Annotated in this window: 19 protein-coding genes and 2 riboswitches; of the genes, 11 read left to right on the top strand and 8 right to left on the bottom strand. The window is 61.0% G+C overall.

The features are described from left to right. Positions 1 to 105: 105 nt before the first annotated feature. Together ACP7DW_RS17335 and ACP7DW_RS17330 are read left to right on the top strand one after the other, a co-directional pair. Positions 106 to 1,734 carry a methyl-accepting chemotaxis protein gene (locus ACP7DW_RS17335; protein ID WP_426055922.1) on the top strand — a complete coding sequence of 543 codons (1,629 nt, stop codon included), beginning with the start codon at positions 106 to 108 and terminating at the stop codon, positions 1,732 to 1,734. A gap of 79 nt (positions 1,735 to 1,813) precedes the next feature. Further along, on the top strand, positions 1,814 to 3,451 hold the full coding sequence (locus ACP7DW_RS17330; protein WP_426055921.1) for a methyl-accepting chemotaxis protein: 1,638 nt from the start codon (positions 1,814 to 1,816) through the stop codon (positions 3,449 to 3,451). Positions 3,452 to 3,456: 5 nt separating this feature from the next. Here the strand turns inward: ACP7DW_RS17330 and ACP7DW_RS17325 are convergent, their stop codons facing one another. The 3 genes from ACP7DW_RS17325 to mgtA are packed head-to-tail and all read right to left on the bottom strand — an operon-like array spanning position 3,457 to position 7,052. Continuing rightward, positions 3,457 to 4,008: a ribonuclease HI family protein gene (locus tag ACP7DW_RS17325; RefSeq protein WP_426055920.1), complete on the bottom strand. Its 552-nt coding sequence runs from the start codon at positions 4,006 to 4,008 to the stop codon at positions 3,457 to 3,459. After that, the gene (locus ACP7DW_RS17320; protein ID WP_426055919.1) at positions 3,990 to 4,331 is read right to left on the bottom strand and encodes a hypothetical protein; all 342 of its coding nucleotides are present in this window, start codon (positions 4,329 to 4,331) and stop codon (positions 3,990 to 3,992) included. Before ACP7DW_RS17320 ends, ACP7DW_RS17325 begins: the two co-directional genes overlap by 19 nt. Before the next feature lie 36 nt (positions 4,332 to 4,367). Next, positions 4,368 to 7,052 (bottom strand): magnesium-translocating P-type ATPase, encoded by a 2,685-nt coding sequence (mgtA, locus tag ACP7DW_RS17315; protein ID WP_426055918.1) that lies wholly within the window; start codon positions 7,050 to 7,052, stop codon positions 4,368 to 4,370. A gap of 508 nt (positions 7,053 to 7,560) precedes the next feature. On the opposite strand from mgtA, the gene ACP7DW_RS17310 reads away from it, so the two are divergent. The 4 genes from ACP7DW_RS17310 (at position 7,561) to ACP7DW_RS17295 (ending at position 10,767) form a co-directional block, all read left to right on the top strand. Beyond that, positions 7,561 to 7,914 (top strand): hypothetical protein, encoded by a 354-nt coding sequence (locus tag ACP7DW_RS17310; RefSeq protein ID WP_426055917.1) that lies wholly within the window; start codon positions 7,561 to 7,563, stop codon positions 7,912 to 7,914. Between the two features lie 16 nt (positions 7,915 to 7,930). Beyond that, positions 7,931 to 8,341: a GNAT family N-acetyltransferase gene (locus tag ACP7DW_RS17305; RefSeq protein WP_426055916.1), complete on the top strand. Its 411-nt coding sequence runs from the start codon at positions 7,931 to 7,933 to the stop codon at positions 8,339 to 8,341. A 338-nt stretch (positions 8,342 to 8,679) separates the two neighbouring features. Further along, positions 8,680 to 9,357: a DUF5677 domain-containing protein gene (locus tag ACP7DW_RS17300; protein ID WP_426055915.1), complete on the top strand. Its 678-nt coding sequence runs from the start codon at positions 8,680 to 8,682 to the stop codon at positions 9,355 to 9,357. A gap of 90 nt (positions 9,358 to 9,447) precedes the next feature. Next, positions 9,448 to 10,767, top strand: a complete 1,320-nt coding sequence (locus tag ACP7DW_RS17295; protein ID WP_426055914.1) for a DUF4145 domain-containing protein — start codon at positions 9,448 to 9,450, stop codon at positions 10,765 to 10,767. A gap of 427 nt (positions 10,768 to 11,194) precedes the next feature. On the opposite strand, the gene ACP7DW_RS17290 is transcribed toward ACP7DW_RS17295, so the two are convergent. Then, the gene (locus ACP7DW_RS17290; RefSeq protein WP_426055913.1) at positions 11,195 to 11,803 is read right to left on the bottom strand and encodes a TetR/AcrR family transcriptional regulator; all 609 of its coding nucleotides are present in this window, start codon (positions 11,801 to 11,803) and stop codon (positions 11,195 to 11,197) included. 25 nt (positions 11,804 to 11,828) lie between these two features. Continuing rightward, positions 11,829 to 13,046 (bottom strand): Bcr/CflA family efflux MFS transporter, encoded by a 1,218-nt coding sequence (locus ACP7DW_RS17285; protein ID WP_426055912.1) that lies wholly within the window; start codon positions 13,044 to 13,046, stop codon positions 11,829 to 11,831. Between the two features lie 147 nt (positions 13,047 to 13,193). Here ACP7DW_RS17285 and ACP7DW_RS17280 point away from each other — a divergent pair, with 147 nt between their 5' ends. Further along, entirely contained in the window at positions 13,194 to 13,352 is a 159-nt protein-coding gene (locus tag ACP7DW_RS17280; protein ID WP_426055911.1) for a hypothetical protein, read from the top strand. A gap of 174 nt (positions 13,353 to 13,526) precedes the next feature. Here the strand turns inward: ACP7DW_RS17280 and gcvP are convergent, their stop codons facing one another. The 3 genes from gcvP to gcvT all read right to left on the bottom strand — a co-directional run bounded on the left by gcvP (position 13,527) and on the right by gcvT (position 18,111). Then, positions 13,527 to 16,427, bottom strand: a complete 2,901-nt coding sequence (gene gcvP, locus ACP7DW_RS17275) for an aminomethyl-transferring glycine dehydrogenase (RefSeq protein WP_426055910.1) — start codon at positions 16,425 to 16,427, stop codon at positions 13,527 to 13,529. A 112-nt stretch (positions 16,428 to 16,539) separates the two neighbouring features. Continuing rightward, a complete protein-coding gene (gcvH, locus tag ACP7DW_RS17270; RefSeq protein ID WP_071077771.1) occupies positions 16,540 to 16,920 on the bottom strand; it encodes a glycine cleavage system protein GcvH in 381 nt (126 codons plus the stop codon). A gap of 69 nt (positions 16,921 to 16,989) precedes the next feature. Beyond that, complete coding sequence (gene gcvT / locus ACP7DW_RS17265) at positions 16,990 to 18,111, bottom strand: glycine cleavage system aminomethyltransferase GcvT (protein WP_426055909.1); 1,122 nt, start codon at positions 18,109 to 18,111, stop codon at positions 16,990 to 16,992. A gap of 80 nt (positions 18,112 to 18,191) precedes the next feature. After that, positions 18,192 to 18,297, bottom strand: a riboswitch (glycine riboswitch). A 27-nt stretch (positions 18,298 to 18,324) separates the two neighbouring features. Beyond that, positions 18,325 to 18,411, bottom strand: a riboswitch (glycine riboswitch). A gap of 169 nt (positions 18,412 to 18,580) precedes the next feature. On the opposite strand from gcvT, the gene ACP7DW_RS17260 reads away from it, so the two are divergent. From ACP7DW_RS17260 to ACP7DW_RS17245, 4 genes are all read left to right on the top strand, one after another. Next, complete coding sequence (locus tag ACP7DW_RS17260) at positions 18,581 to 19,165, top strand: ATP-dependent Clp protease proteolytic subunit (RefSeq protein WP_426055908.1); 585 nt, start codon at positions 18,581 to 18,583, stop codon at positions 19,163 to 19,165. 148 nt (positions 19,166 to 19,313) lie between these two features. Further along, positions 19,314 to 19,949, top strand: coding sequence for a phosphatase PAP2 family protein (locus tag ACP7DW_RS17255; protein WP_426055907.1), 636 nt, complete (start codon positions 19,314 to 19,316; stop codon positions 19,947 to 19,949). 194 nt (positions 19,950 to 20,143) lie between these two features. Continuing rightward, the gene (gene smc / locus ACP7DW_RS17250) at positions 20,144 to 23,671 is read left to right on the top strand and encodes a chromosome segregation protein SMC (protein WP_426055906.1); all 3,528 of its coding nucleotides are present in this window, start codon (positions 20,144 to 20,146) and stop codon (positions 23,669 to 23,671) included. Further along, positions 23,668 to 24,834, top strand: coding sequence for a cell division protein ZipA C-terminal FtsZ-binding domain-containing protein (locus tag ACP7DW_RS17245; RefSeq protein ID WP_426055905.1), 1,167 nt, complete (start codon positions 23,668 to 23,670; stop codon positions 24,832 to 24,834). Before smc ends, ACP7DW_RS17245 begins: the two co-directional genes overlap by 4 nt. Positions 24,835 to 24,839: the final 5 nt, after the last annotated feature.

Below are 24,839 nucleotides of genomic sequence, written 5' to 3'. Positions count from 1 at the left end.
CCGAACCGTGCGCCAGTTTACTTGGCGGGACAGATTTGGCGGCGTCCGCCATGCTGTTCCAGGCGCTGGCTGCAGGGCCTCTCTTCAGGATATTAGGATAGTCACATGAATTTGTTAAGAAACGTCAGCATCGGGGTCCGTCTGGGCCTGGGCTTTGCCGTCATTTTGCTGTTTTCCATGATCATCACCGGCATCAGTGTCTGGCGTCTGCATGACGTGGCCAGCGCCACGCGCACCATGATGGAAGAGCCGCTGGCCAAGGAACGGTATATTTCCGACTGGTATACGCGCATCGACAGCGCCGTGCGGCGCACGATCGCCATCGCCCGCAGCAGCGACACCTCGCTGAGCGGCTTTTTCGCCGAAGAGTCGAAAGTGTCGAGCGCCAGCTCGGCTGTCCTGCAAAAGAAGATCGCGGCGCTGCTGAAGGACCCGAAAGAACAGGCCATGTTCGCCAGTTTGCTGGAATTGCGCGAAGTGTATGTCGGCTCGCGCGACCAGGTCTACAAGCTCAAGGGCGAGTCCCAGGCCGAGGCCGCCAACGAAGTGTTTGAAAAAACCTTCGTGCCCGCCGCAGCCAAGTACCAGAAGATGGTGTACGGTTTGCTGGAGCACCAGCGTGCCACCATCGACGCCACCGCGCGCCAAATTGATGACATCGCCAGCACCAGCCGCAACTTGCTGTTGCTGCTGTCGACGCTGGCGCTGGCCTTTGGCGTCGTGTGCGCCTGGTTGTTGACGATGGGCATCGTGCGTCCGCTGCGCACGGCCGTGGACATCGCCCGCAAGGTGGCCGATGGCGACCTGACGGCGCAGATCGACGCCAGCGCCAAGGATGAAACGGGGCAACTGTTGCTGGCGCTGAAGGACATGAACACCAGCCTGCTCAACATCGTGGGCGAAGTGCGCAGCGGCACGGACAGCATCGCCACATCCTCGACGCAGATTGCCGCCGGCAACCAGGACCTGTCTTCCCGTACGGAAGAGCAAGCCGGTTCGCTGGAAGAAACGGCGTCGTCGATGGAAGAGCTGACTTCCACCGTGAAACAGAATGCGGACAATGCGCGCCAGGCGAACCAGTTGGCGGCGTCGGCGGCGCAAGTGGCCGTCAAGGGCGGCGAAGTGGTGGCGCAAGTGGTCGGCACGATGCAATCGATTAATACCTCGTCGAACAAGATCGTCGACATCATTGCCGTCATCGATGGCATCGCCTTCCAGACGAATATCCTGGCCCTGAATGCGGCCGTGGAAGCGGCTAGAGCTGGCGAGCAGGGCCGCGGCTTTGCCGTCGTGGCCTCGGAAGTGCGCAACCTGGCGCAGCGTTCGGCTTCGGCGGCGAAAGAGATCAAGACCCTGATCGGCGCGTCCGTGGAGCAAGTCAACGCGGGCAGCATGCTGGTGGCGCAAGCCGGCTCGACCATGAATGACATCGTCGACAGCGTGCAGCGCGTGAGCGACATCATCACGGAAATCACGGCGGCCAGCAGCGAGCAAAGCGTGGGCATCGACGAGATCAACCGTGCCATCGGGCAGATGGATGCCGTGACGCAACAAAATGCGGCGCTGGTGGAAGAGTCGGCGGCCGCCGCCGAATCCATGCAGCACCAGGCGCACAACCTGGCGCAAGTGGTCAGCGTGTTCAAGCTCAATGGCCAGCAGGCCAAGGTGAGTGGCGCGAGCACGCTGAAGCAGCCGGCAGCGCCGCACACTGCCTTGCGCCTCGGCGGACGCTGAATGCGCTGCGGCTGCCCCCTGCAGCCGCAGCTTGCAGCTCCTTTTATATAGTCTGGTTCCGATCTTTCAGGATATTCACATGAATTTGTTAAGAAACGTCAGTATTGGTGTGCGGCTCGGCCTGGGTTTTGCCGTCATTTTGCTGTTTTCCATGGTCATTACCGGCATCAGCGTCTGGCGTTTGCACGACGTGGCCACCGCCACGCGCACCATGATGGAGCAGCCGCTGGCGAAGGAACGCTATATTTCCGACTGGTACAGCAAGATCGACAGCGGCATTCGCCGCACCACGGCCATCGTGCGCAGCGCCGACACCTCGCTGGGACCGTATTTTGCGGAAGAAGCGAAACAGTCGTCCGTCGTCTCGGGCGAGTTGCAAAAGAAAATCGAAGCCCTGATTTCTGGCCCACAAGAAACGGAACTGTTCCGCCAGGTCAGCGAAATGCGCAAGGTATATTTGGATGCCCGTGAGCAAGTATCGAAGCTGAAGGCGGCTGGCCAGACGGAAGAAGCGGAGAAGGCCTTCCAGGCCGTGTTCGTGCCCGGCTCGACGAAATACCAGAAAGTCATCATGAACATGCTGGAACACCAGCGCGCCAGCATCGACGCCACCGCGCGCGAGATCGATGCCGTCGCCAAGACCAGCCGCAACCTGCTGCTGGCGCTGGCCGCGCTGGCACTGGGCTTTGGCGTCGTCTGTGCCTGGGTATTGACGATGGGTATCGTGCGCCCCCTGCGCACGGCCGTGGACATCGCCCGCAAGGTGGCCGATGGCGACTTGACGGCGCAGATCGACGCCAGCGCCAAGGATGAGACGGGGCAACTGCTGCAGGCGCTGAAGGACATGAACACCAGCCTGCTCAATATCGTCGGCGAAGTGCGCAGCGGTACGGACAGCATCGCGACGTCCTCGACGCAAATTGCCGCCGGCAACCAGGACCTGTCTTCCCGCACGGAAGAGCAAGCGGGTTCGCTGGAAGAAACGGCGTCTTCGATGGAAGAGTTGACCAGCACCGTGAAACAGAATGCGGACAATGCGCGCCAGGCGAATCAATTGGCGGCGTCGGCCGCGCAAGTGGCCGTCAAGGGCGGCGCCGTGGTGGCGCAAGTGGTGGGCACCATGGAATCGATCAATGCCTCGTCGAACAAGATCGTCGACATCATTTCCGTCATCGATGGCATCGCCTTCCAGACGAATATCCTGGCTCTGAATGCGGCCGTGGAAGCGGCACGCGCGGGCGAGCAGGGCCGCGGCTTTGCCGTCGTGGCCTCGGAAGTGCGCAACCTGGCGCAGCGTTCGGCTTCGGCAGCGAAGGAAATCAAGACCCTGATCGGCGCCTCGGTGGAGCAAGTCAACGCGGGCAGCATGCTGGTGGCGCAAGCCGGTTCGACCATGAACGATATCGTCGACAGCGTGCAGCGCGTGAGCGACATCATCACGGAAATCACGGCGGCCAGCAGCGAGCAAAGCGTGGGCATCGACGAGATCAACCGTGCCATCGGTCAGATGGATGCCGTGACGCAACAAAATGCTGCGCTGGTGGAAGAGTCGGCGGCCGCCGCCGAATCGATGCAGCACCAGGCACACAATCTGGCGCAAGTGGTCAGCGTGTTTAAATTGAATGGTCAGCAGGCCAGTGTCAGCGGTTTGAAGGGTGTAAAACGTCCGGCAGGCAAGGAAGCCAAGGCTAGCTTGCAGATCGGTCGCGCCGCTTAAGTTGCTTACCCCGTAACGGCTGGGGTCAGACCCGACGGGTCTGACCCCCGATCAATCGCCAGCTGCGACAGCCGGTCCGCCTCGCCATTCCTGTGGCGCGGCAGCCAGCGCAAGCTCACATCGGTGAATTGTTCCAGCAGGGCCACTACGGTGGCCCTGTGCATTTCCAGTCCCTTGGCGCCGACCGGCGTCGTTCCCAGCACATCATTGATCACTACCTGGCTGTCGCCGAATAGCAGCAGTTGTTCGGGCGGCGGGCGCACGGCCTGCGCCGCCTGCAACACGGCGATCAGGGCCGCATATTCCGCATCGCTGCTGCTGCCATGGCCGGCCGCCTGGCTCACTTCGATGCGCTCGCCATGCGGCCCCAGCAGCAGGGCGCCTATGCCCAGCTTGCCCGGGTTCGGATGGGCGGAACCGTCGAACCAGCCGCGCCAGGCCTGCGGGCCGCCATGGTCCTGGCGGCTGAGCGCCAGTTGCGCGCGGCGCGCCTGCATCTTCGCTTCCTTGCGCAGTTTTCGCGCCTCTGCTTCCGCCGTCATGGCTTGAGGAACCATGTATCGATCAGGCTGCCTATCCAGCAGGCCACCAGCACGCTCATGGCCAGCGTCATGGCGGGGCCGTCGTTGGCGGACAGTGCATCGACTTTTTCCACGATCAGCTGCACGTCGAGGGGCAGGGCGCCACTGTCGATCTGTGCCATAACTTGGTCCAAACGTGCCATGATCTGGCGCAATACCATCACCAGCGCGACCAGCGCCGGCACGAGGAACAGGCAGCCGCGCACCTTGCGACCGAGTATGAAATGCCCGCTGCCGGGAAACACCAGCGCCGACAGCAGCAGGGCGAGATTACGCTTGGAAAGGGGGGAACCGCTCATGCGTGCCTTTGTGGGGAGAAAGAGCGTTCCATCATACTATTGCCAGCCGAATTTGCGCAGGTACACGCGTTTCATCAAGGTCGTCAGCACGGTGTAGCAGACGAGGATGCCCAGCAGCCAGGGGAAGTAGCCGAGCGGCAGGGCTTGCAGCTTGAAGTAGGTCGCCAGCGGTCCCATCGGCAGGAACACGCCCACGGCCATGATGGCGGTGGTGGCCACCAGCAGGGGCACGGACGCGATGCTGTCGATGAAGGGCAGCTTGGGCGTGCGGATCAAGTGCACGATCAGGGTTTGCGTCAGCAAGCCCACGACGAACCAGCCGGACTGGAACAGGGTCTGCTGTTCTGGCGTATTCGCGCCAAACACATGCCACATCAGGATAAAGGTGCTGATGTCGAAGATCGAGCTGATGGGACCGAAGAACACCATGAAGCGGCCGATGTCGCGCGGGTTCCAGCTCAGCGGCTTCTGGATCAGTTCGGCGTCGACGTTGTCGAACGGAATGGCGATCTGCGACACGTCGTACAGCAGGTTTTGCACCAGCAAGTGCAGCGGCAGCATCGGCAAGAACGGCAGGAAGGCGCTGGCCACCAGCACGGAAAACACATTGCCGAAGTTCGAGCTGGCCGTCATGCGGATATATTTGAGCATGTTGCTGAAGGTGCGCCGGCCTTCCAGCACGCCTTCTTCCAGCACCATCAGGCTCTTTTCCAGCAGGATGATGTCGGCCGCTTCCTTGGCGATATCGACGGCCGAATCGACGGAAATGCCGATGTCGGCCGCGCGCAGGGCGGGCGCGTCGTTGATGCCGTCGCCCATGAAGCCGACGATATGGCCATTGCCGCGCAGGGCGCGCACCAGGCGCTCCTTGTGCAGGGGGCTGAGCTTGGCAAACACGGTATGCTCTTCAGCCGCGCGGGCCAGGGTGGCGTCGTCCATCTCGTCGAGTTGCGGGCCTTGCAGCACGCCGTGCACGGCCAGGCCCACTTCGCGGCAAATCTTCGCCGTCACCAGGTGGTTGTCGCCCGTCAATACTTTCACGGTGACGCCATGTTCCGCCAGCGCGCGCAGGGCGGGCGCCGTCGATTCCTTCGGCGGATCAAGAAATGCCACATAGCCGATCAGGGTCAGCGCCGTTTCATCGGCCACGCCGTACACGGTTTTATGCGGCGGCACTTCCTTGACGGCCACCGCCACCACTCTTAGTCCTTCCGCATTCAGGCCATGCGTGGTGTCCAGCACCTTGGCCAGCAGGACGGCGTCGAGCGGCACGTCCACGCCATTCAGGCGCAAATGGCTGCAGGCGGCGAGGATTTCCTCGACGGCGCCCTTGCAGATCAGCTCATGGTGGTCATTCTTTTCGGAAACGACGACGGACATGCGGCGGCGCACGAAATCAAACGGGATTTCATCGACCTTCACGTAATCGCGCGCCAGCTGCATTTCCGTCTGCAATTCCACATGGTCGAGCACGGCGCGGTCCAGCAGGTTTTTCAGGCCCGTCTGGTAATGGCTGTTCAGGTAAGCGAATTGCAGCACTTCATCGGACGGCTGGCCGAACACGTCCGTATGGCGCTCGAGCACGATCTTGTCCTGCGTCAAGGTGCCTGTCTTGTCCGTGCACAGCACATCCATGGCGCCGAAGTTCTGGATCGCATCGAGGCGTTTCACGACGACTTTCTTCTTAGACAGTTTCACGGCGCCCTTGGCCAGGGTGCTGGTGACGATCATGGGCAGCATTTCCGGCGTCAGGCCCACGGCGACAGAGAGGGCAAACAGGAATGCTTCCATCCAGTCGCCCTTGGTCCAGCCGTTGATCAGGAACACCAGCGGCGCCATCACGAGGGCGAAGCGGATCAGCAGCCAGCTGACGCTGTTCACGCCCGCTTCAAACGCCGTCGGCGTGCGCTCGGTGGCCGTCACGCGCGTGGCGATGGTGCCGAAGTAGGTGCGGTTGCCGGTCGCCAGGACCAGCGCCGTGGCCGCACCCGAGATCACGTTGGTGCCCATGAACAGCAGATTGGCCAGCTCCATCGGGTCGCGGCCAGCGCTGTCGGCCAGCTCGGCCATCTTTTCCACGGGCAAGGATTCGCCCGTCATGGCGGCCTGGCTGACGAACAGGTCTTTCGCGGAAAGCAAACGGCAATCGGCGGGGATCATGTCGCCGGCCGACAGCACGATGATGTCGCCCTGCACCAGTTGACGGATCGGCAGCTCGATCTGCTGGCCATTGCGCAGCACGGTGGCGGTATTGCTGACCATGGCTTTCAGGCGCTCGGCGGCGCGGTTCGAACGGCCTTCCTGCACGAAGCGTAGCAGCGTCGACAAAAACACCATGGTGCCGATGACGATGGTGGCCTTCGGGTCTTCCGTCAGGTAGGAAACAATCGCCAGCACGGTGAGCAGCAGGTTGAACGGATTCTTGTAGCACAGCCACAGGTGCTGGTACCAGGCCAGCGGCTTTTCATGCTCGACTTCATTCGGACCCGTTTGCGCACCGATGACTTGCGCCTCGGCATCGCGCAAGCCTTCGGCCCGCGTATGCAGGCGGTTCAGGGCGCTATCGAGGTCTTCGTGGGCGGCGGCCAGCAGCTGGCGCGCCAGATGATCGGGCACGGGGCGGGCCGTGCTGTTTTCCAGCGGCATGGCGCGGCGGCGGAAATGGCCGGCCGTATGGCGCTTGCGCAGGAACGATTCGAATAAGCGGGTGAAGAGATTCATGGCTCTTCCTTTCACGACGAGGTGTTGACGGGCGGCGCAGCCGCAGGCAAGACTTGCGTGCCGCCAAGACACAATAGTGCTGGCGGGCAATCCGGGTCAGTAGCCGGTCGCGATCGGAAAGAGGGAGAGAGACGCACGGCCAGACTGGCCGCGAGACACCGCACCTTGCTCAGCAAGGCACGGAAGAAAGAGAGTTCCGCGTTGCTTGCTGTTTAGCTGCCGAGGCAATCACCGATACAAGATCGGCTACTGTCACTAGAACAAGTACCCACGTGGGACTCCGTAAATGAATAATGGGGGCATCTTATGGATGGGCTGCGAGGGTGTCAACTGAAGAAATCTTAGGTTTCCAAAGTGTAATGTGGGTGTGGGTGTTGTTTGGCCGGACGCGGCCATTCGCGTTGCTGTGACAATGTGTGATCCTTTCTGCTTGGCAATCCGTTATGCTCGGGTACGCTAATGGGCTGGCAATAGCCATGGTGAACACTATGCAAATACAGAAAAACACATGTCTATGGAATTCATCGTCGGGGCAGTCATCGCGGGACTTGTTGTCATGTTCTTTGCCGGCAAGCACTTTTCAAAAAAACTGCCCAAAGAAACACATTTCGAATGTGCCCGTTGCGGCACGCTTGCACGCCATACCGATCGCACCATCGACGCCTGGCGCAACAACAAAACCACATTCTTTTGCCAATCCTGTCATCTCAAATGGGTGCGTGCCAGGGCGCCACGCGAGCGTGAGCGTAGCGCTTCTGCTGCAGGGTCCAGATCTGCCTCTACATCAGGATGCCTTGGCGTTGTTGTGCTGTTTGCCATCGTTCCGCTGGCAGGCTTTCTATTGGTGCACGCGTATGCCTGACTATGCAATCTAGCCTATGAATATTAACTACACATCGGATCAGCCATGCGCCCAGGCATTTAAGGCACTGTACGACACGACTGGCTGGGGTCCAATATCACGCGGGAGCGCGTTCTATCAAGATTCACTTAACGGCTCTTGGTGTTCGCGATCAGCCTATTTGGGCGGTCGACTTGTTGGTTTTGTGCGTGTCATTTCGGACGGTCACTTACACGCGTTTGTCACCGAGATGATTGTTCACCCCGAATTTCAATATCTAGGAATCGGAGCAACTTTGCTCAGTTCAATTCTTGACGCTTGTCGCGACGCTGGCATTAAAGATGTGCAGCTTTTTAGCGCCAAAGGCAAGTCGAAATTCTACGAAAAACTTGGATTTTCCTCACGACCGGATGATTCTCCTGGCATGCAATTTAATGCGGCCACCTGACCAGTCGTTCAAGCCATCGTTGAACGACAGATAGGGAGCAAAACGTATGTCTCTCGTGGGGCGAGTCCCGCCCTTCTGCCGTAGATTCCAGCGACCTGACAGTAGCTACTCCGGCATGTGGCATTTTTACTTCACAACCCGCAGTCTTTTTACTTCAACGGACGCTGGTGAATCGGCTCACGCCCCGGATCTGAACGAAGATGTATCCGACAATCCGCTACGGTCGGACCTGCATGCCCTCAGCGGTCGACGTGTATGCGCCGCCGCGTGATCGCTTAACGTAAACTTACCACTAAGGTATGCTTGCCTTATCGTAACCAATGCCACAGACTACCCTAATGACGAAAATCGTAACCGTTGAAGACTATGCACATGGGCTGTCAGAGCATGCGAAGCGGTTGGTCGTAGTCGCAACAGTGGACGGAAAGGGTGAGCCGTGTGTTAGGGATGTAGAGGTTCGGAAGATCGCTGGCCGCCGTGCTGAACTGGTCCGCGGAGCCTCGGCTCTCGGCCTGCAACGCAACTCGGTAGCCCTTGGGGTTCTCGGTCGCACTCTAGTTGAAGGCCTTATCCTTCTCCTGTGGGTTGAGATCTCGGAAGAGAATGCGCTTCACCAAAGTCAAGCGGGGCTGACAGAGTTCACTAGGGTAGCGAAGATAAATCTCGAGAGGGGTAGCTTGAGGATACGAGACCGTGAGACTGGTGCGGATGCAACTGCCGAGTTCATGAAGTCTGAACAGTTCAAAAAACTGCCAGCGCCGAAGAAGGTCATTAATCAGGCGGCTGAAGCCGGGGTGGAAGACTTGTACGAGGTGTTCTATCGGTTCATGTCAATGCCTACGCATGGACACGACATAGACGGGGATAGCAGAGATTCAGAGGCGGCGCTGATCGTTGACCTGCAAGCCATTGGTGCTATGTGCATGGGTATAGGGCATGCGTCGATGCGGTGGTTGCTTGGTCGCCAGCGAACAGACAATGAATCGCTGCGCCAGGTGCTTGGAATCGGCAAGTAGCTTTAATATTGTCTTCCCTTATCATGTACATGATTATTTTCCTGCTGAGAGAGTTGTGTGATTAATACGGATTTAGACCTGGCATGTTCCGTGTCAAAGACAGTCGGTGAAACTTACAAAGAAGCAGTCGAATTCACTACGGCGCTTCCTTCATACTCATTGATCTGTTACCGCAATGTCCTAGAGGCTGTATGTGAGTTGATAGCAAAGAAGCATAGTGTTCCAGTTGGGAATCTTTCGCTATTTGAGAAAATCAATAAACTGATCGATGCAGGAAAAATCACATTTGGATTTAAAGATCGTTGCCATCGTCTTCGGATCTTGTGTAATCCAGGCGCGCACCGAGGCAGTGCTTTAGTACAAAATGAGAGTCTCACTGAGCTAGCCGAGGAGAACGAAGATTTGCTCAAGAATGCCTTGGAGGCCCGCAAAGCTATTCTGTGGGTACTTGAAAGTACTTACCGTGTGGATTTTGATTACGAAGGAGATTTTTCGTATTCTTGGGAACGCATTGAAACACAGGAATGGAAAGATGTACTTTTTTCTGCAGCAACCGAGCTTGACGCGCACAAGAAGTTTAAAGCAGGTCTTTGGTGCGAAGCCGAAGCAGAACGTCGGGAGCTTGCATATAAGTATGCCATTGCAACGACAGAATTTCAGATTGATCAGGATTTTTTAAGGAAGTTGGCGGCGAGTTTTTACTATGCTTCTTACAAACTTAAGCCGAACATTGAGGCTGGTTTTAGATACGCAAAATTCGTACAAGACGGAAAGATTGATGGGGATAAGAAAGACGAAGCAAACGTATTAATCGAGAGTGCAGCCAAGGCAGGTCATGGCGAGGCTTGTGATTACTATGCTGTAAATTTGTATCTAAAATCGAAGGACTACAAAAATGCTGAACGTTTTTGGCTTTTAGCCGCACAGAATAATGTTACCCGTGCATACCATTGTTTATATATATATTACACAGAGGGCAAGGCATGCGCGCCGGAACCTCAGAACGCAATAGAGTTTCTAGAGAAGGGGGCGGAACAAGATTGCAGAGATTGCCTTGACTCTTTGGGACGTGCTTATTTCGAAGGTGAGCATGTAGCGAAGAACATTGAAAAGGCTCGCGCACTGCTCACCAAGGCCTCAAAACTCGGGCATGGTAAAGCGCGCCTATACCTTGAATTGATGCTCAACGGCGGAGTGGAAGAAATTCAGAGAGGATTTACGGCATTAGGGAAGATGCTATCGGAGGCACTGCCTGCTCAACAGGCCGTGAAAACAGTCGCAACTGACCCATACTCCTTATGCAGTTGCGGCTCTGGAGGGAAATTTAAATGGTGTTGCATGAATAAAACTATGCTAGATAAACCCTTGCGAAGCCCTCTTGCGCAGCATCTTCCAAAGTTCAGGGCGTAGACCTTGTGTGAGCTAGTGCCGGGTGTCGTGCTGGATAGGACGAGCAACTATGGCTTGTCGCTCGGGTCCGATGAGGACATCCCCAGCACAATTTAGACATTGAAATGTATGCGTACGCCCTGGTTTCCTGACGTTTGCAGCGATGGTGGTGGCTAGGTCTTGGAACGGTAGCGTTATATGATGCCGTTGAGCTGAGTGGTGCTAGATCAAGCAGTCAAAGTTGCCGACCCGTTTGCTGAGTTCGCCGAAACATTCGACCTAGCCCATGAATGACCGCTTCGAGGTGCAAGCGGAACTTCGCATGCGAAAAATCCGGCAGCAAGCCGTACCACATTTGAAGGTGGCAAAGCGGTGCTTTCGAAGAGCCGATAGCGGCTTGTGTCAGGCATGTTTGTCGGTTCAGCGTGTGGCTGCAGCCTATACCGCATCAGGCCGATTGCGCCGCCATCGCCAGCGAATCGGACAGGATGTGCCACAGCGCCGCGTGGCGCTGCTGCAGCGCGGCGCCACCCGCGTAAATGAGTTCCACATGCAGGCTGTCGACGATGCCCAGGTAGGCTTGCGCGTACAGGGCGACGCGCTGGGGAGGCAGGGCGGGCGCGAATCGGCCCAGGCTGGCCACGTAGTGTCGCTGCAGCTGCGCCAGCAAGGCTTCGTAGCCTGTGCCAACTTCGATGCGCAGGGTGGCGGGCGGCAAATACGCCGTGCGTAGCAAAAAGCGCAGATGGGCCGAATCTGCATAGCGCTGGGCCATGCGGTCGCAGTACAGGGCGCCAGCTTGCTGGCCGCCGGGCGCCGCCAGCGCCGCCTCGTCGGCGAAGCAGGCGTCCATGAAGGCTTGCTCTTCGGCCAGCGCGTCGGCAAACACGTCGAGGAACAGGGCGTCCTTGCCGGCGAAGTGCGAGTACAGCGAAGCCTTGCGCATGCCCGCCTGTTCGGCGATGTCGCTGAGGGACGAGGCATCGTAGCCGTGTTCCGAAAAGTGCACGACGGCGACGGCGCAGATGTTATCGGCCGAGGCCGAGCGTTTCTTCATATGAGGGTAGTGGTTGGGTGAAGCGTCAGTGCGCGCCCAGACTGCTGGCATGGACCGGATGGACGCGCGCAGTGGCCAGGGTCAGCCATGATACCAGCAGGCCGGCCACCGTCAAGAACAGCAGCCAGGGCAGCGGCCCCCATTCGGACAGGCTGGCCGCCAGCGGCGTGGCCAGCGATGACAAGGTCATCTGGATGGCGCCCAGCAATGCCGCCGTGGAACCGAGCGCGCGCTGCTGCGAACCCATGGCCATGGCCATCAGCGCCGCTTCCGCGATGCCCAGGCCAAACAGGGCCACGAACATGCCGGGCACGACGGCGGTGATGCCGAAGCCCGTCCACGCACCCAGCAGGGCCAGCACGGCACCGCCCAGCATGGCGGCGCTGCCCGCCACGCAGAGGCGCGCCACGCCGTACCTTTCCACCAGGCGGCCGCTGGCCATCGCGCCCAGCAGCACGGCCACGCCCGTGGCGCCAAACACCAGGCCGAAGCTGCCGGCGGACAGGCCGAAATCGCGCTGGTACACCAGCGAGGCCCCGCCGATATACGCAAACAGGAAAAAGAAAGTGGCGGACAGGGCCAGCGCGGGCAGCAGGAAGGCGCGGTCCAGCGCGATGCGCGCATACGTGCGGTGCAGGCCGCGCGGCGAGACGCGTCGGGCAGGCGGTAGCGTTTCCGGCAGGAACAATGCGCTATTGAGCAGGGTCAAGGCGCCCAGCGCGGCCAGGGCCAGCATCACGGCGCGCCAGCCGTAGTGCGCATCGAGCAAGCCGCCCACGGCGGGTGCCAGCACGGGCGCCAGGCCCACGATGGTCATCAACAGGGCAAACAGCTGCGCCGCTTTAACCCCATCGGCCACGTCGCGCACCATGCTCATCACCACCACCAGGGTCAGCGCCGCGCCCAGGCCCTGCAGCAAACGCGCCAGCAGCAGGGTGGTCAATTGATCTGCCTGCGCCGCCCACATGGCCGCCACGATGTAGACGACGATGCCGGCCAAGAGCGGGCGGCGCCGGCCCAGCATGTCCGTCAGCGGCCCGCACAGCAGTTGCCCTGCGCCCAGGGCCAGCAGGAAAACGGTCAGGCTCAGCTGCACGTTTGCATACGAGGTGTGCAGTTCGCGCGCCATGGCGGGCATCGAGGCCAGGTACATGTCGATGCCGGCCGGGCCAAGCACGGCCACCAGGGCCAGGGAGGCCGCCAGCCCAAGACTGGCGGCGGGGAGCGTGGTTTGCTGCTGCATTGCGATTCCTTCATGTCATCAAAAAAACGGGGCATGGACGCCGCCGTGTTTTTTATTGTACACTTACTGCCTACCGGTAGGTAGCTTGTTCAATAATTTGAAAAGGATGAGAGCAATGAAGAAAGAAACAATGACGGGAGAATTGACATGACAGAAGTGGGAATTTCGCTCAGCGGCGTGGCCGCAGCCTTGCTGTTTGCCGCCTGGAGTTCACACCGCGCCCGCTGCGAGCGGCGCGATGTCGTGTTGCTGACGATACTGGGCACCGTGCTGGGGCTGCCGGGCGCCGTCTTGCTGGCGCTGTAGGTCGGATTAGGGCCGAAGGACCGTAATCCGACAACATTGTTGGCGACGCCGGTGGTGGTGTCGGATTACGCGCTCACGCGCTAATCCGACCTACTCTTGCTGGCATGAAAAAAGGCAGGCCGTCTGGCCTGCCTTCTTGTCGTCGGCACGCCCGCGGAAGCGGGCGCGTGGCGTTTACTCTTCTTCGTACGAACTGATCGGCGCGCAGCCGCAGAACAGATTGCGGTCGCCGTAGACGTTGTCGGCGCGGCCGACCGGTGGCCAGTATTTGCGCTGACGCAGCGAAGCGACGGGGTAGGCCGCGATTTCACGGCTGTACTTGCGTTCCCAGTTGTCCGACATCAAGACCTGCGCCGTGTGCGGCGCATGTTTCAACGGGTTGTCGTCGTGGTCGAATTCACCGCTGGCGACCTTGGTGATTTCCGCGCGGATGGCGATCATGGCGTCGATGAAGCGGTCGATTTCCACTTTCGATTCGCTTTCCGTTGGCTCGATCATCAGGGTGCCCGGCACGGGGAAGCTCATGGTCGGCGCATGGAAACCGAAGTCCATCAGGCGCTTGGCCACGTCTTCGTTGCTGATGCCGGTGGCGTCCGTGATCGGGCGCAGGTCCAGGATGCACTCGTGCGCGACCAGGCCGTCGTGGCCCGAGTACAGCACCGGGTAGTGCGGCGCCAGGCGGCGCGCGATGTAGTTCGCCGCCAGAATCGCCGTCTCGGTCGCGGCCGTCAAGCCTTCCGCGCCCATCATGGCGATGTACATCCACGAAATCGGCAGAATGCTGGCCGAGCCGAATGGCGCCGCGCTGACGGCGCCGATGCCAGCGGCGTCGCGCTGATAGCCGCTCGAACGCTGGTTTGGCAGGAATTTCGCCAGGTGGGCGCCCACGCCGATCGGGCCGACGCCTGGTCCGCCGCCGCCGTGCGGGATGCAGAAGGTCTTGTGCAGGTTCAGGTGCGATACGTCGCCGCCGAACGAGCCGGGAGCGGCCACGCCGACCAGCGCATTCATGTTGGCGCCGTCGATGTAGACCTGGCCGCCGTGCGAATGAATGATCTCGCACAGTTCCTGGATGCCTTCTTCAAACACGCCGTGGGTGGACGGGTAGGTGACCATCACGCAAGCCAGGTTGGCGCTGTGCTTTTCCGCTTTCGCTTTCAGGTCGGCCAGGTCCACGTTGCCGTTGGCGTCGCAGCTGGTGACGACCACCTGCATGCCGACCATGTTGGCCGATGCCGGGTTGGTGCCGTGCGCCGACGATGGAATCAGACAGATGTTGCGGTGGCCTTCGCCGCGCGATTCGTGATACGCCTTGATCACCAGCAGACCCGCGTATTCACCCTGCGAGCCGGCGTTCGGCTGCAGCGAGACGGCCGCGTAGCCCGTCAGCGCGCACAGCATCTCTTCCAGCTGCGCGATCATTTCGCGGTAGCCCACCGTTTGCGCGTCCGGCGCGAACGGGTGGATGTTCGAGAATTCTGGCCAGGTGACGGGAATCATTTCGGACGTCGCGTTCAGCTTCATGGTGCACGAGCCGAGCGGAATCATGGTGCGGTCCAGCGCCAGGTCCTTGTCGGCCAGGCTGCGCAGGTAGCGCAGCATTTCGTGTTCCGAATGGTAGCTGTTGAAGACGGGGTGCGTCAGGTAGGCGCTCTCGCGTGCCAGATTCGCCGGCAGCGCGCTGGTAACGCCAGCTTCCACGCTGTCCAGGTCAGGTGCGGCAGGCGCGTTGACCAAGTCGTGCGCGAAGACCTTCCACAGCAGCGCGATATCGTCGCGCGTGGTGGTTTCGTCGAGCGACACGCCGACATGGGTGGCGTCGATCTTGCGCAGGTTGACGCCGTGATGCATGGCCGTCGCGTGCAGTTGCGCCGCATCGGCGACATGGACGGTCAATGTGTCGAAGTAGCTCGCGTTGACGACGCCATAGCCGAGGGTTTTCAGGTTGGCGGCCAGCACGCCCGTGAAGCGGTGCACGCGCCGGGCGATCTGCAGCAGGCCGGCAGGGCCGTGGTAGACGGCGTACATCGAGGCCATCACGGCCAGCAGCACTTGCGCCGTGCAGATGTTCGAGGTGGCTTTTTCGCGGCGGATATGCTGTTCGCGCGTTTGCAGGGCCAGACGATACGCCTTGTTGCCTTGCGCATCGACGGTCACGCCGACCAGGCGGCCAGACATATTGCGCTTGAATTCGTCGCGCGTGGACAGATAGCCCGCGTGCGGGCCGCCGAAACCGAGCGGCACGCCGAAGCGCTGGCTGTTGCCGACGACGACGTCGGCGCCCCATTCGCCCGGTGGCGTGAGCATGGTCAGGGCCAGCAGGTCGGCCGCGACGATGACCATGGCGCCATTGGCGTGCAGTTTTTCCACGCCGGCGCGGTAGTCGCGCACGACGCCGTTCACGCCAGGGTATTGCAGCAGCACGCCGAAGCAGGCGTCGAGCGACTCGATTTCAGCAGGGTCGAAGGTGCGCACCTCGATGCCGATCGGCTGGGCGCGCGTCTGCACCACTTCCAAGGTTTGCGGCAGCACGTCATTGGCGACGTACAGCAGGTTCGATTTCGACTTGCCCACGCGCTGGATCAGGGTCATCGCTTCGGCGGCGGCCGTGCCTTCGTCCAGCATCGAGGCGTTCGAGATGCCCATGCCGGTCAGGTCGGTGATCACTTGCTGGAAGTTCAGAATGGCTTCCAGGCGGCCTTGCGAAATCTCGGGCTGGTAAGGCGTGTAGGCCGTGTACCAGGCCGGGTTTTCAAAGATGTTGCGCAGCACGACGCCTGGCGTGAAGGTGTTGTAATAGCCCTGGCCGATCAGCGATTTTAAAACCTGGTTCTTGCCGGCGATGGCTTTCAGGCGCGACAAGGCCTCTTGTTCCGGCATCGGCTGCGAATACGCGCCCAGGGGCAGGGCGCCCTTGTTGCGGATGTTGGCCGGTACCAGGGCATCGATCAGCGCGGCGCGCGATGGATAGCCGAGGGTCGCCAGCATGGCTTGCTGTTCGGTGGAAGAAGGGCCGATGTGGCGGGCGATGAAGGCATCGCGTGCTTCGAGTTGGGTCAGGCTGGTGCGGGTCATGATATAGAGGCCAAAAAAGACTGAAAAACCGGGAGGCGGCGCGCGGGCGCTGCTGTAATTTATTGCAAGCAAAGCAAACGGGCCGCAAGCGCGGCCCGTGAGTCAAACGCGATTACGCGCTGGTGGTGGCGCCATAGGCGGCGGCGTCGAGCAAGCCGTCCAGGGCCGACACGTCGGCTGGCTTGATCTTGAACAGCCAGTTGGCGTAGGCGTCGGCGTTGATCGACTCAGGCGAGTTGACCACGTCGTCGTTGACGGCCACGACTTCACCGGCGATCGGCGCGTAGATGTCGCTCGCGGCCTTGACCGATTCCACCACGGCGGCGTCGTCGCCGGCGCCATAGGTGTTGCCCACGCTTGGCAGTTCGACGAAGACGATGTCGCCCAGCGCGTCCTGCGCGTACTCGGTGATGCCGACGGTGACGGTGCCGTCGCCTTCAAGGCGTACCCATTCGTGGGAGGCGGTGTACTTCAGGTCAGCAGGAATGTTCATGTGTGGCTCCAGATGGTAAGTGTTCGTTATTGATGATGGTTGTTCGGTCTTGCGGGCGGCTCTACACGCTTACGCAACCAGGATTTTACCGTTACGCACGAAAGGCAGCTTGACGACGGAGGCGGCCAGTTGCTTGCCGCGGATTTCCACGTGCACGGTGTCGCCCACATTCACGCCGTTGGGCACGCGCGCCAGGGCGATCGCTTCCTGCATGGTGGGGCTGAAGGTGCCGCTGGTGATTTCGCCCGTGGCGTCGCTGCCGCCGATGATGACTTTTTGATGGGCGCGCAGCACGCCGCCTTTTTCGCGCAGGATCAGTCCCACGAATTGCGCGTTCTGGCCCTTGGCCAGCAGGGCGGCCTTGCCGATGAAGTCACGCTCGCTGACCAGGTCGATGGTCCACGCCAGGCCCGCGTCGAGCGGGTTGACGCTTTCGTCCATGTCCTGGCCGTACAGGTTCATGCCCGCTTCCAGGCGCAGGGTATCGCGCGCACCGAGGCCGGCCGGCTTGACGCCGGCGGCGATCAGGGCGTTCCACAGCGCTTCCACCTGGGTCGCGGCCACGCCGATTTCAAAGCCGTCTTCGCCCGTGTAGCCGGTGCGCGCCAGCATGACTTCGCCGAACGCGGTGTCCTTGACGATGACGACGTTGAATGGCTTGATGGCTTCGGAGGCGGCCTGCGTTTCTGGCAGCACTTGCCACACCTTGGCGCGCGCGTTCGGGCCTTGCACGGCCACCAGGGCCATCGCGTCATTGCCGTCGCGGCGTTCGGTGATCGTCAGGCCGCTGTTGGTGTTGGTATTTTGCTGCTGCATCCAGGCCACGTCTTTTTCCGCCGTGCCCGCGTTGACGACGAGGCGGAACCAGTTTTCATTGAAGAAGTAGACGATCAGGTCATCGATGACGGTACCTTCGGCATTCAACATGCACGAGTACAGCGCCTTGCCCGACACTTGCAGCTTGTCGACGTTATTGGCCAGCAAGCCGCGCAGGAAGGCGCGCACGTTCGGGCCTTCGATATCGACCACGCACATATGCGACACGTCGAACATGCCGGCGTCGCCGCGCACGGCGTTGTGTTCTTCGATTTGCGAGCCGTAGTTGACGGGCATATCCCAGCCGCCGAAATCGACCATGCGGGCGCCGAGGGCACGGTGGGCGTTGTTGAGTGGGGTCGCTTTGAGCGTCATGGATTCCTCGGGACGAAGGTAAAGGGGGAAGTTAACAGAACACAGAATATCGAGCGCCAAAACGGCACTCCATCGTGATCACTGACCCCCCTGTCCTTTGTACCTGAGAGATTACGGGGGCTTGCCCCGTGCGCCCCTTCGGTGGGCCGCCGGCAATAGCCGCGACCGCTCTCCAGAGTTGAGCTAAAGATGTCGCCAAAGCAACAGCTTCAGTCCGCCTGATCGGTCCTTTTGCCTGAGAGTTTTTGGGTAGTGCCCCTTCGGCGGCAACGCTGGGTTGCCCTCTCCCGATCAAGTGTGAGGAATATATGTCAGCAGGGGTATTCTGTCAATCTGTAAAGACGTTGCCAAATTGCCGCAAAACCCCCGGTTTGCGGGGCTGGGAACGGGGCGGATGCACTGCAAACGGGCGCCCGGCCGCGCGGGGATGGACTATGATGAAGTCCTGGCTTTCTTGCGGGTGGCTGCCATGAACACGACACAGAGCGGGACACAACACGAGACACAAAACAACACCGAGCAGCACGGTTACTTTACCCTCTCGGGCGACGTCAACAGTGACATGGTGCGGCGCGTCTTCAACGCCGTGGCCGACATCACGGAAGACAAGCTCACCACCGCGCACATTCTGATCCAGTCGAACGGCGGCTATGTCAGTGATGGCATTTGTCTGTACAACTTCCTCAGCAAGTTGCCGTTCGACATCATTACCTACAACGCAGGCGCCGTGGCGTCCATCGCCGTCACCTTGTTCCTGGCGGGGCGGCATCGCCATGCCAGCGACACGGCCCGCTTCATGGTGCACAAGTCGCATGCGACCGCCTCGCCCGGTTCGCGCCCCGATGCGCTCAGCATCATCGTCGAGGGCTTGCGCGCCGACGACATGCGTACCGAGCGCATCCTGCGCAGCCAGGTCAACCTGACGCAAGAGCAATGGCAGGTGCATGCGTATTCCGACCTGCACCTGACGGCCGACCAGGCGCTGGAAGTGGGCATGATCGAATCGATCCGCGACTTTGCGCCGCCCAAGGGCAAGCGCCTGACGAATATCTGACGCGTGCCTGGTACTTGCCAAGTGGATAGTTTTGGTACGGAAATTTTGTAATGGAATGTAATTCTTTGCTGCGGCACAGCAAAAGCCGCGCGGAACAGGGCCGAGTCGTGGCATAGTGCACGCTGATCATGAAATAAGCGCAGGCACGATGACTTGGTGGAATGGAATTTCTTTTGCGGCCGACATGTCCGTGATGGGGCCGGCTGGCGTGGCGATTGCCCTGTGGCTGCTCGTCTCGCGCCAGTGGCGCCTGGTGCTCAGCTGGAGCCTGTGGTACGGCGGCGGCTTGGCCCTCGTGGTGCTGTCGAAGCTGGCCTTCATGAGCTGGGGCGTGGGCAGCAGCGCGCTCGATTTTACCGGTTTCAGCGGCCACGCCATGCGCGCCGGTGCCGTGTTTCCCGTGCTGATGTATGTGCTGCTGCAGCGCGCCGAACCGCGCTGGCGCCATGCTGGTGTGCTCGTCGGCGTGGCCTTTGCCGTGCTGGTGGCCATTTCCCGCGTGGTCGTGCATGCGCACAGCGTGTCGGAAGCCGTCAGCGGCTGCGTGCTGGGGCTGGCACTGGCGCTGGGCTTCATGTGGAATGCCCGCGGCGCCGTCAATTTCACCGTCAGCCATGCGCTGGCGCTGGCCAGCCTGGTACTGATGGTGGCGCTGAGTTTCAAGGCCGAGCCCATGCCGACCGAGCAGTGGCTGCAAAAACTGGCCATGGTGTTGTCCGGCCATGAGCGCGTTTTTTCCCGTGAAGACTGGAAACTGGCGCAGGATGGCCGCGCAGCCCCTTGAGCTGGTGCCGGCCGGCGCTCGATGCCGCTGTTTTTTGGCCAGAAAAGCATCAGGAAATGGTATGATGAACCACTTTTTTGCGGTGAGCGGCCAGACTGCCGTCGCAATGGTGCATCTGAATGGTGCATCTGAACTGAATATGAACCGGGTTCGCCGATCTCAACCGCCAGCATAGGCCAGGAACTCTAAAACACGTGCGTCTCTCTTCCATCAAGTTGTCGGGATTTAAGTCTTTCGTCGATCCCACCAATTTCCAGGTGCCAGGCCAGCTCGTGGGCGTGGTTGGGCCGAATGGCTGCGGCAAGTCGAACATCATCGATGCCGTGCGCTGGGTGCTGGGCGAATCGAAAGCGTCGGAATTGCGCGGCGAATCGATGCAGGACGTCATTTTCAACGGCTCCACGCACCGCAAGCCTGCCGGGCGCGCTTCCGTGGAGCTGGTGTTCGACAACAACGATGGCAAGGCCTCCGGCCAGTGGGGCCAGTACGCCGAGATCGCCGTCAAGCGCACCCTGACGCGCGATGGCACGTCCACCTATTACATCAATGGCCAGCCCGTGCGCCGGCGCGACATCCAGGATATCTTCCTCGGCACGGGCCTCGGCCCGCGCGCCTACGCCATCATCGGCCAGGGCATGATTTCGCGCATCATCGAATCGCGCCCCGAAGAATTGCGCGTCTTCCTGGAAGAAGCGGCCGGTGTCTCCAAATACAAGGAACGCCGCCGCGAGACGGAAAACCGCCTGCAGGACACGCGAGAAAACTTGCTGCGCGTGGAAGATATCTTGCGCGAACTCAATGCCAACCTGGAAAAGCTGGAAGCGCAGGCGGCCGTGGCCACCCGTTTCCACGCCTTGCAGGCGGACCAGGAAGAAAAGCAGAAATTGCTGTGGCTGCTGCGCAAGAACGAGGCGCACAACGAGCAGACGCGCTATTTCCGCGAAGTGGAACAGGCGCAGACGGACCTGGAAGAGCAGACGGCCAAGCTGCGCAACGTCGAGCTGACCCTGGAACAGATGCGCCAGGCGCACTTTGCCGTGGGCGACCGCCTGCATACGGCGCAAGGCCATCTGTACCAGACGAATGCGGAAATCGGCAGCCTGGAAGCGCAGATCAAGTTCGTCATCGAATCGCGCGCGCGCCTGCAGGCGCAGCTGGCTACCCTGACGGCCCAGCGCGACCAGTGGACGCAGCAGGGTGGCGAATACCAGGAGCAGATCGAAGAGGCGGAATTTCACCTCGAGGAACTGGCCGCCAAGGTGGAACAATCGCAAATGATGGCCGAGCAGAAGGGCGAGCAATTGCCCGAGCTGGACGCCGCCTGGCGCGCCGCACAGAACAAGAGCACGGAATCGCGCGCGCGCATCATGCAGGCGCAGCAGCAACTGGAACTGGAATCGGCACACCAGCGCAACGCCTCGAACATCCTGGCCAGCCTGTTGACGCGCCGCGAGCGCCTGCAGCAGGAAAAGAACAGCCTCAGTTTGCCCGACAGCAGCCACCTGGAAAACCTGAAACTGCAGCTGGAAGAAAAGCAGCAGACGCTGGAAGAACAGGGTTTCTACCTGGAAGAGGCGCTGGAGCAGCAACCGAAGCTGGAGCAGGAACGCGCTGAAGCCCAGGCGCAGGTGAATGCCGAGACGGCGGCGAATGCCCAGCTGGAAGCGCGTCTTTCCGCCTTGAAACAATTACAGGAACGGGTGCAAACGCAGGGCAAGGTCCAGCCGTGGCTGAAAAAGCACGAGCTCGACACCTTGCCCCGTCTGTGGCAAAAGCTGCAGATCGAGGCGGGCTGGGAAGCGGCCATGGAATCGATCTTGCGCGAGCGCACGTCGGCCCTGCAATTGTCGAATATCGACTGGGCCAAGGCATTCTTTGCCGACGCGCCGCCCGCCAAGCTGGCCCTGTACGCGCCGTCCACCGTGCCGCCGCTGCCGCAGCTGGAAATCGCCGGCCTGAAACCGTTCCTGAACTTGCTCAAACTGAATGATCCGGGCTTGCGCGGCTTGCTGCAGGACTGGCTGTACCACGCCTACGCCGTGGAAGACGCGGCCGAGGCGCTGGCCGAGCGGGGCAAGTTGCCGCCGGGCGGCTATTTCGTCACGCGGCTTGGGCACGTGGTCACGGCGTCCAGCGTGCGCTTCTATGCGGCCGATTCGGAGCAGGAAGGCATGCTGGGCCGCCAGCAGGAAATCGAGAATATCGGCAAGCAGCTGCGCGCACAGCAATTGCTGGCCGAAGAGGCGCGCGCCCGCTCCGTGCGGGCCGACGCGGCCGTGGGAACTTTGACGCGCAACTTGTCGGACCTGCGCCTGCGCATCCAGCAACTGACGTCGTCCGTGCATACTCTGCAACTGGACGTGGTCAAGTTGTCGGAAGTCGAAGCGCGCTTCAACCAGCGCAGCACGCAGATCGGTACGGATCTCGCCGAAATCGCCGCGCAGGAAGCGGAACAGATGCAGACCAAGCTGGAATCGGAAGAAAAATTCGAACAGCTGGACATGGAACTGGGCAACTTGCAGGAAGCGCACGAAGACGGCCATACCGATTTCCTGTTGAAGGAACAGCGTCTGGCCGAAGCGCGCGAAGCCTTGCGCGACCTGGAGCGCGCTGCCAAGGATACGGAATACGCGGAAAAAGCCCACCGCGCGAAGATCGAGGAATTGCGCCGCAATATCGCCACGGCCAGCACGCAGGCGCAGCAAGTGACGGCCAGCCTGCAGGCGGGGGAACTCGAACTGGCGAATCTGGAAAGCGGCGCGGCGGCCGATGGCTTGCAGGACTTGCTCGAGCGCCGCACGACGCAGGAGCGGGCGCTGGCGGACGCGCGCCATGAACTGGACCAGATCACGCAGCAGTTGCGCCTGTCCGAAGATGCGCGCACGCAATCGGAGCGCAGCCTGCAGCCGCAGCGCGACAAGATCATGGAAATGCAGCTCAAGGAACAGGCCGCGCGCCTGAACCAGGAGCAATTCGCCCAGCAATTGCTGGAATCGGGTGCCGACGAGGCCGCCTTGACGGAAAAGTTGCACCCGGACATGCGCCCATCGTACCTGCAGGGCGAAGTGACGCGCCTGACGAACGCCATCACGTCCCTGGGCGCCGTCAACCTGGCCGCGCTGGACGAGTTGGCGCAGGCGTCCGAGCGCAAGAATTTCCTCGACGCCCAGAATGCCGACCTGACGGAAGCGATCAACACGCTGGAAGACGCGATCCACAAGATCGACAAGGAAACGCGCGACTTGCTGCAAGACACGTTCGACAAGGTCAACCATCACTTTTCCGAGCTGTTCCCCATCCTGTTTGGCGGGGGGCAGGCCAGGCTGACCATGACGGGCGACGAGATTCTCGATTCCGGTGTACAAGTCATGGCGCAGCCTCCCGGCAAGAAAAATGCCACCATCCACCTGTTATCGGGTGGAGAGAAGGCGCTGACCGCGACCGCATTGGTGTTTTCCATGTTCCGCCTGAATCCGGCGCCGTTCTGCCTGCTCGACGAAGTCGATGCACCGCTGGACGATTCGAACACGGAACGCTTCTGCCGCATGGTCAAGCGCATGTCCGACCAGACCCAATTCCTTTTCATTTCGCATAACAAGATTGCGATGGAAATGGCCCATCAATTGATCGGTGTGACGATGCAGGAGCAGGGCGTATCGCGCATCGTGGCGGTGGACATGGAGTCCGCCGCAAATTTTGCAACCGAGGCACAAGCAGCATGACAGACTTACAAATTACCTTGTTCGGCGCCGGCGGCGTCTTTATCGTCGGCGTTTTCTCGTACAACAAATGGCAGGAATACAAGGCCAAGAAAAGCGTGGAACGGGCCTTTTCCACCGACCACGATGACGTGCTGATGCGCGAGGGCGACGCCCCCGTGGCGGATGCCCAGGAACCCGTCCTGCGCCAGGAACCGCGCTTTGACGCCGCGCCAGCCGCCAAGGCCGAGCCGTCGTTCGGCGCGCCGCCAGCGGCGCCCGTATCCGATGCCCCCGTGCATGCGGAACCGTCGCTGGGCGATATCCCTGCCGACACGCTCGCGGCACCAGCCGCCGAGCCCGTGCAAGAAGTGAGCGCCGCCAGCGAACAGGCGACCAGCCTGGTCGACCCGCTGATCGACTGCCTGCTGCCTTTGTCGCTGGAAGCGCCCGTGCGCGGCGACAAGATCCTGCCCGTGTTGCAAACCCTGCGCCTGGTGGGCAACAAGCCCGTGCACTTCATCGGTTTGCACGTGAATGGCGACTGGGAGCCGATCACGCATGGCGGTGTCTATACGAAGATGCAGGGCGGCGTACAGCTGGCCAGCCGCAGCACGGCCCTGAATGAACTCGAATACTCGGAACTGGTCACGCGCCTGCGTGGCGTGGCCGACGAGATCGGTGCCGAGCCGGAAGTGCCCGACATGATGGAAGTGATGGCCGAAGCGCGCAATCTGCACCGCTTCGTCGCCGGCCACGACGCGCAACTGGGCGTCAACCTGCACACGAACGGCGCGCCGTGGGCCATTTCCACCTTGCTGTTTGCGCTGGAAAAGCAGGGCTTCGACGTGCGTCCGGACGGCCGCTTCGTCATGCCCGATGGCGACGGCAGCTATCTGTTCTCGCTGTCGACGAATGTCACCCTGGCCGAGGAAACCACGTCCCGCCTGACCCTGCTGCTGGACGTGCCTTGCGTGGCGCCCGCGCGCGACGGCTTCGGCGCCATGGTCGCTTGCGCCAAGGCACTGGTGGGCCGCCTCGACGCCACCATCGTCGACGATTACAACCAGGCCCTGTCGGACGCGGCGCTGGCCGAGATCGCCGGCCAGGTGCAAGAGTTTTACCAGGAAATGGACGCGGCCGACATTGCGGCCGGTTCCACCCGCGCCCTGCGTTTATTTAGCTGAAGAAT

Source organism: Janthinobacterium sp. PSRC1-1 (genome assembly GCF_049897525.1).
In the GTDB taxonomy this organism is placed as follows: domain Bacteria; phylum Pseudomonadota; class Gammaproteobacteria; order Burkholderiales; family Burkholderiaceae_D; genus Janthinobacterium; species Janthinobacterium tructae.
Note: the sequence above shows the minus strand (reverse complement) of the source record. Positions and strands in the feature narration are given on the sequence as shown.

Bases quoted from the DNA above. Each gene is read 5' to 3' on its own strand.
- ACP7DW_RS17335 (WP_426055922.1), top strand. From the start codon at position 106: ATGAATTTGTTAAGAAACGTCAGCATCGGGGTCCGTCTGGGCCTGGGC.
- ACP7DW_RS17330 (WP_426055921.1), top strand. From the start codon at position 1,814: ATGAATTTGTTAAGAAACGTCAGTATTGGTGTGCGGCTCGGCCTGGGT.
- ACP7DW_RS17325 (WP_426055920.1), bottom strand. From the start codon at position 4,008: ATGGTTCCTCAAGCCATGACGGCGGAAGCAGAGGCGCGAAAACTGCGC.
- ACP7DW_RS17320 (WP_426055919.1), bottom strand. From the start codon at position 4,331: ATGAGCGGTTCCCCCCTTTCCAAGCGTAATCTCGCCCTGCTGCTGTCG.
- mgtA (WP_426055918.1), bottom strand. From the start codon at position 7,052: ATGAATCTCTTCACCCGCTTATTCGAATCGTTCCTGCGCAAGCGCCAT.
- ACP7DW_RS17310 (WP_426055917.1), top strand. From the start codon at position 7,561: ATGTCTATGGAATTCATCGTCGGGGCAGTCATCGCGGGACTTGTTGTC.
- ACP7DW_RS17305 (WP_426055916.1), top strand. From the start codon at position 7,931: ATGAATATTAACTACACATCGGATCAGCCATGCGCCCAGGCATTTAAG.
- ACP7DW_RS17300 (WP_426055915.1), top strand. From the start codon at position 8,680: ATGACGAAAATCGTAACCGTTGAAGACTATGCACATGGGCTGTCAGAG.
- ACP7DW_RS17290 (WP_426055913.1), bottom strand. From the start codon at position 11,803: ATGAAGAAACGCTCGGCCTCGGCCGATAACATCTGCGCCGTCGCCGTC.
- ACP7DW_RS17285 (WP_426055912.1), bottom strand. From the start codon at position 13,046: ATGCAGCAGCAAACCACGCTCCCCGCCGCCAGTCTTGGGCTGGCGGCC.
- ACP7DW_RS17280 (WP_426055911.1), top strand. From the start codon at position 13,194: ATGACAGAAGTGGGAATTTCGCTCAGCGGCGTGGCCGCAGCCTTGCTG.
- gcvP (WP_426055910.1), bottom strand. From the start codon at position 16,427: ATGACCCGCACCAGCCTGACCCAACTCGAAGCACGCGATGCCTTCATC.
- gcvH (WP_071077771.1), bottom strand. From the start codon at position 16,920: ATGAACATTCCTGCTGACCTGAAGTACACCGCCTCCCACGAATGGGTA.
- gcvT (WP_426055909.1), bottom strand. From the start codon at position 18,111: ATGACGCTCAAAGCGACCCCACTCAACAACGCCCACCGTGCCCTCGGC.
- ACP7DW_RS17260 (WP_426055908.1), top strand. From the start codon at position 18,581: ATGAACACGACACAGAGCGGGACACAACACGAGACACAAAACAACACC.
- ACP7DW_RS17255 (WP_426055907.1), top strand. From the start codon at position 19,314: ATGACTTGGTGGAATGGAATTTCTTTTGCGGCCGACATGTCCGTGATG.
- ACP7DW_RS17245 (WP_426055905.1), top strand. From the start codon at position 23,668: ATGACAGACTTACAAATTACCTTGTTCGGCGCCGGCGGCGTCTTTATC.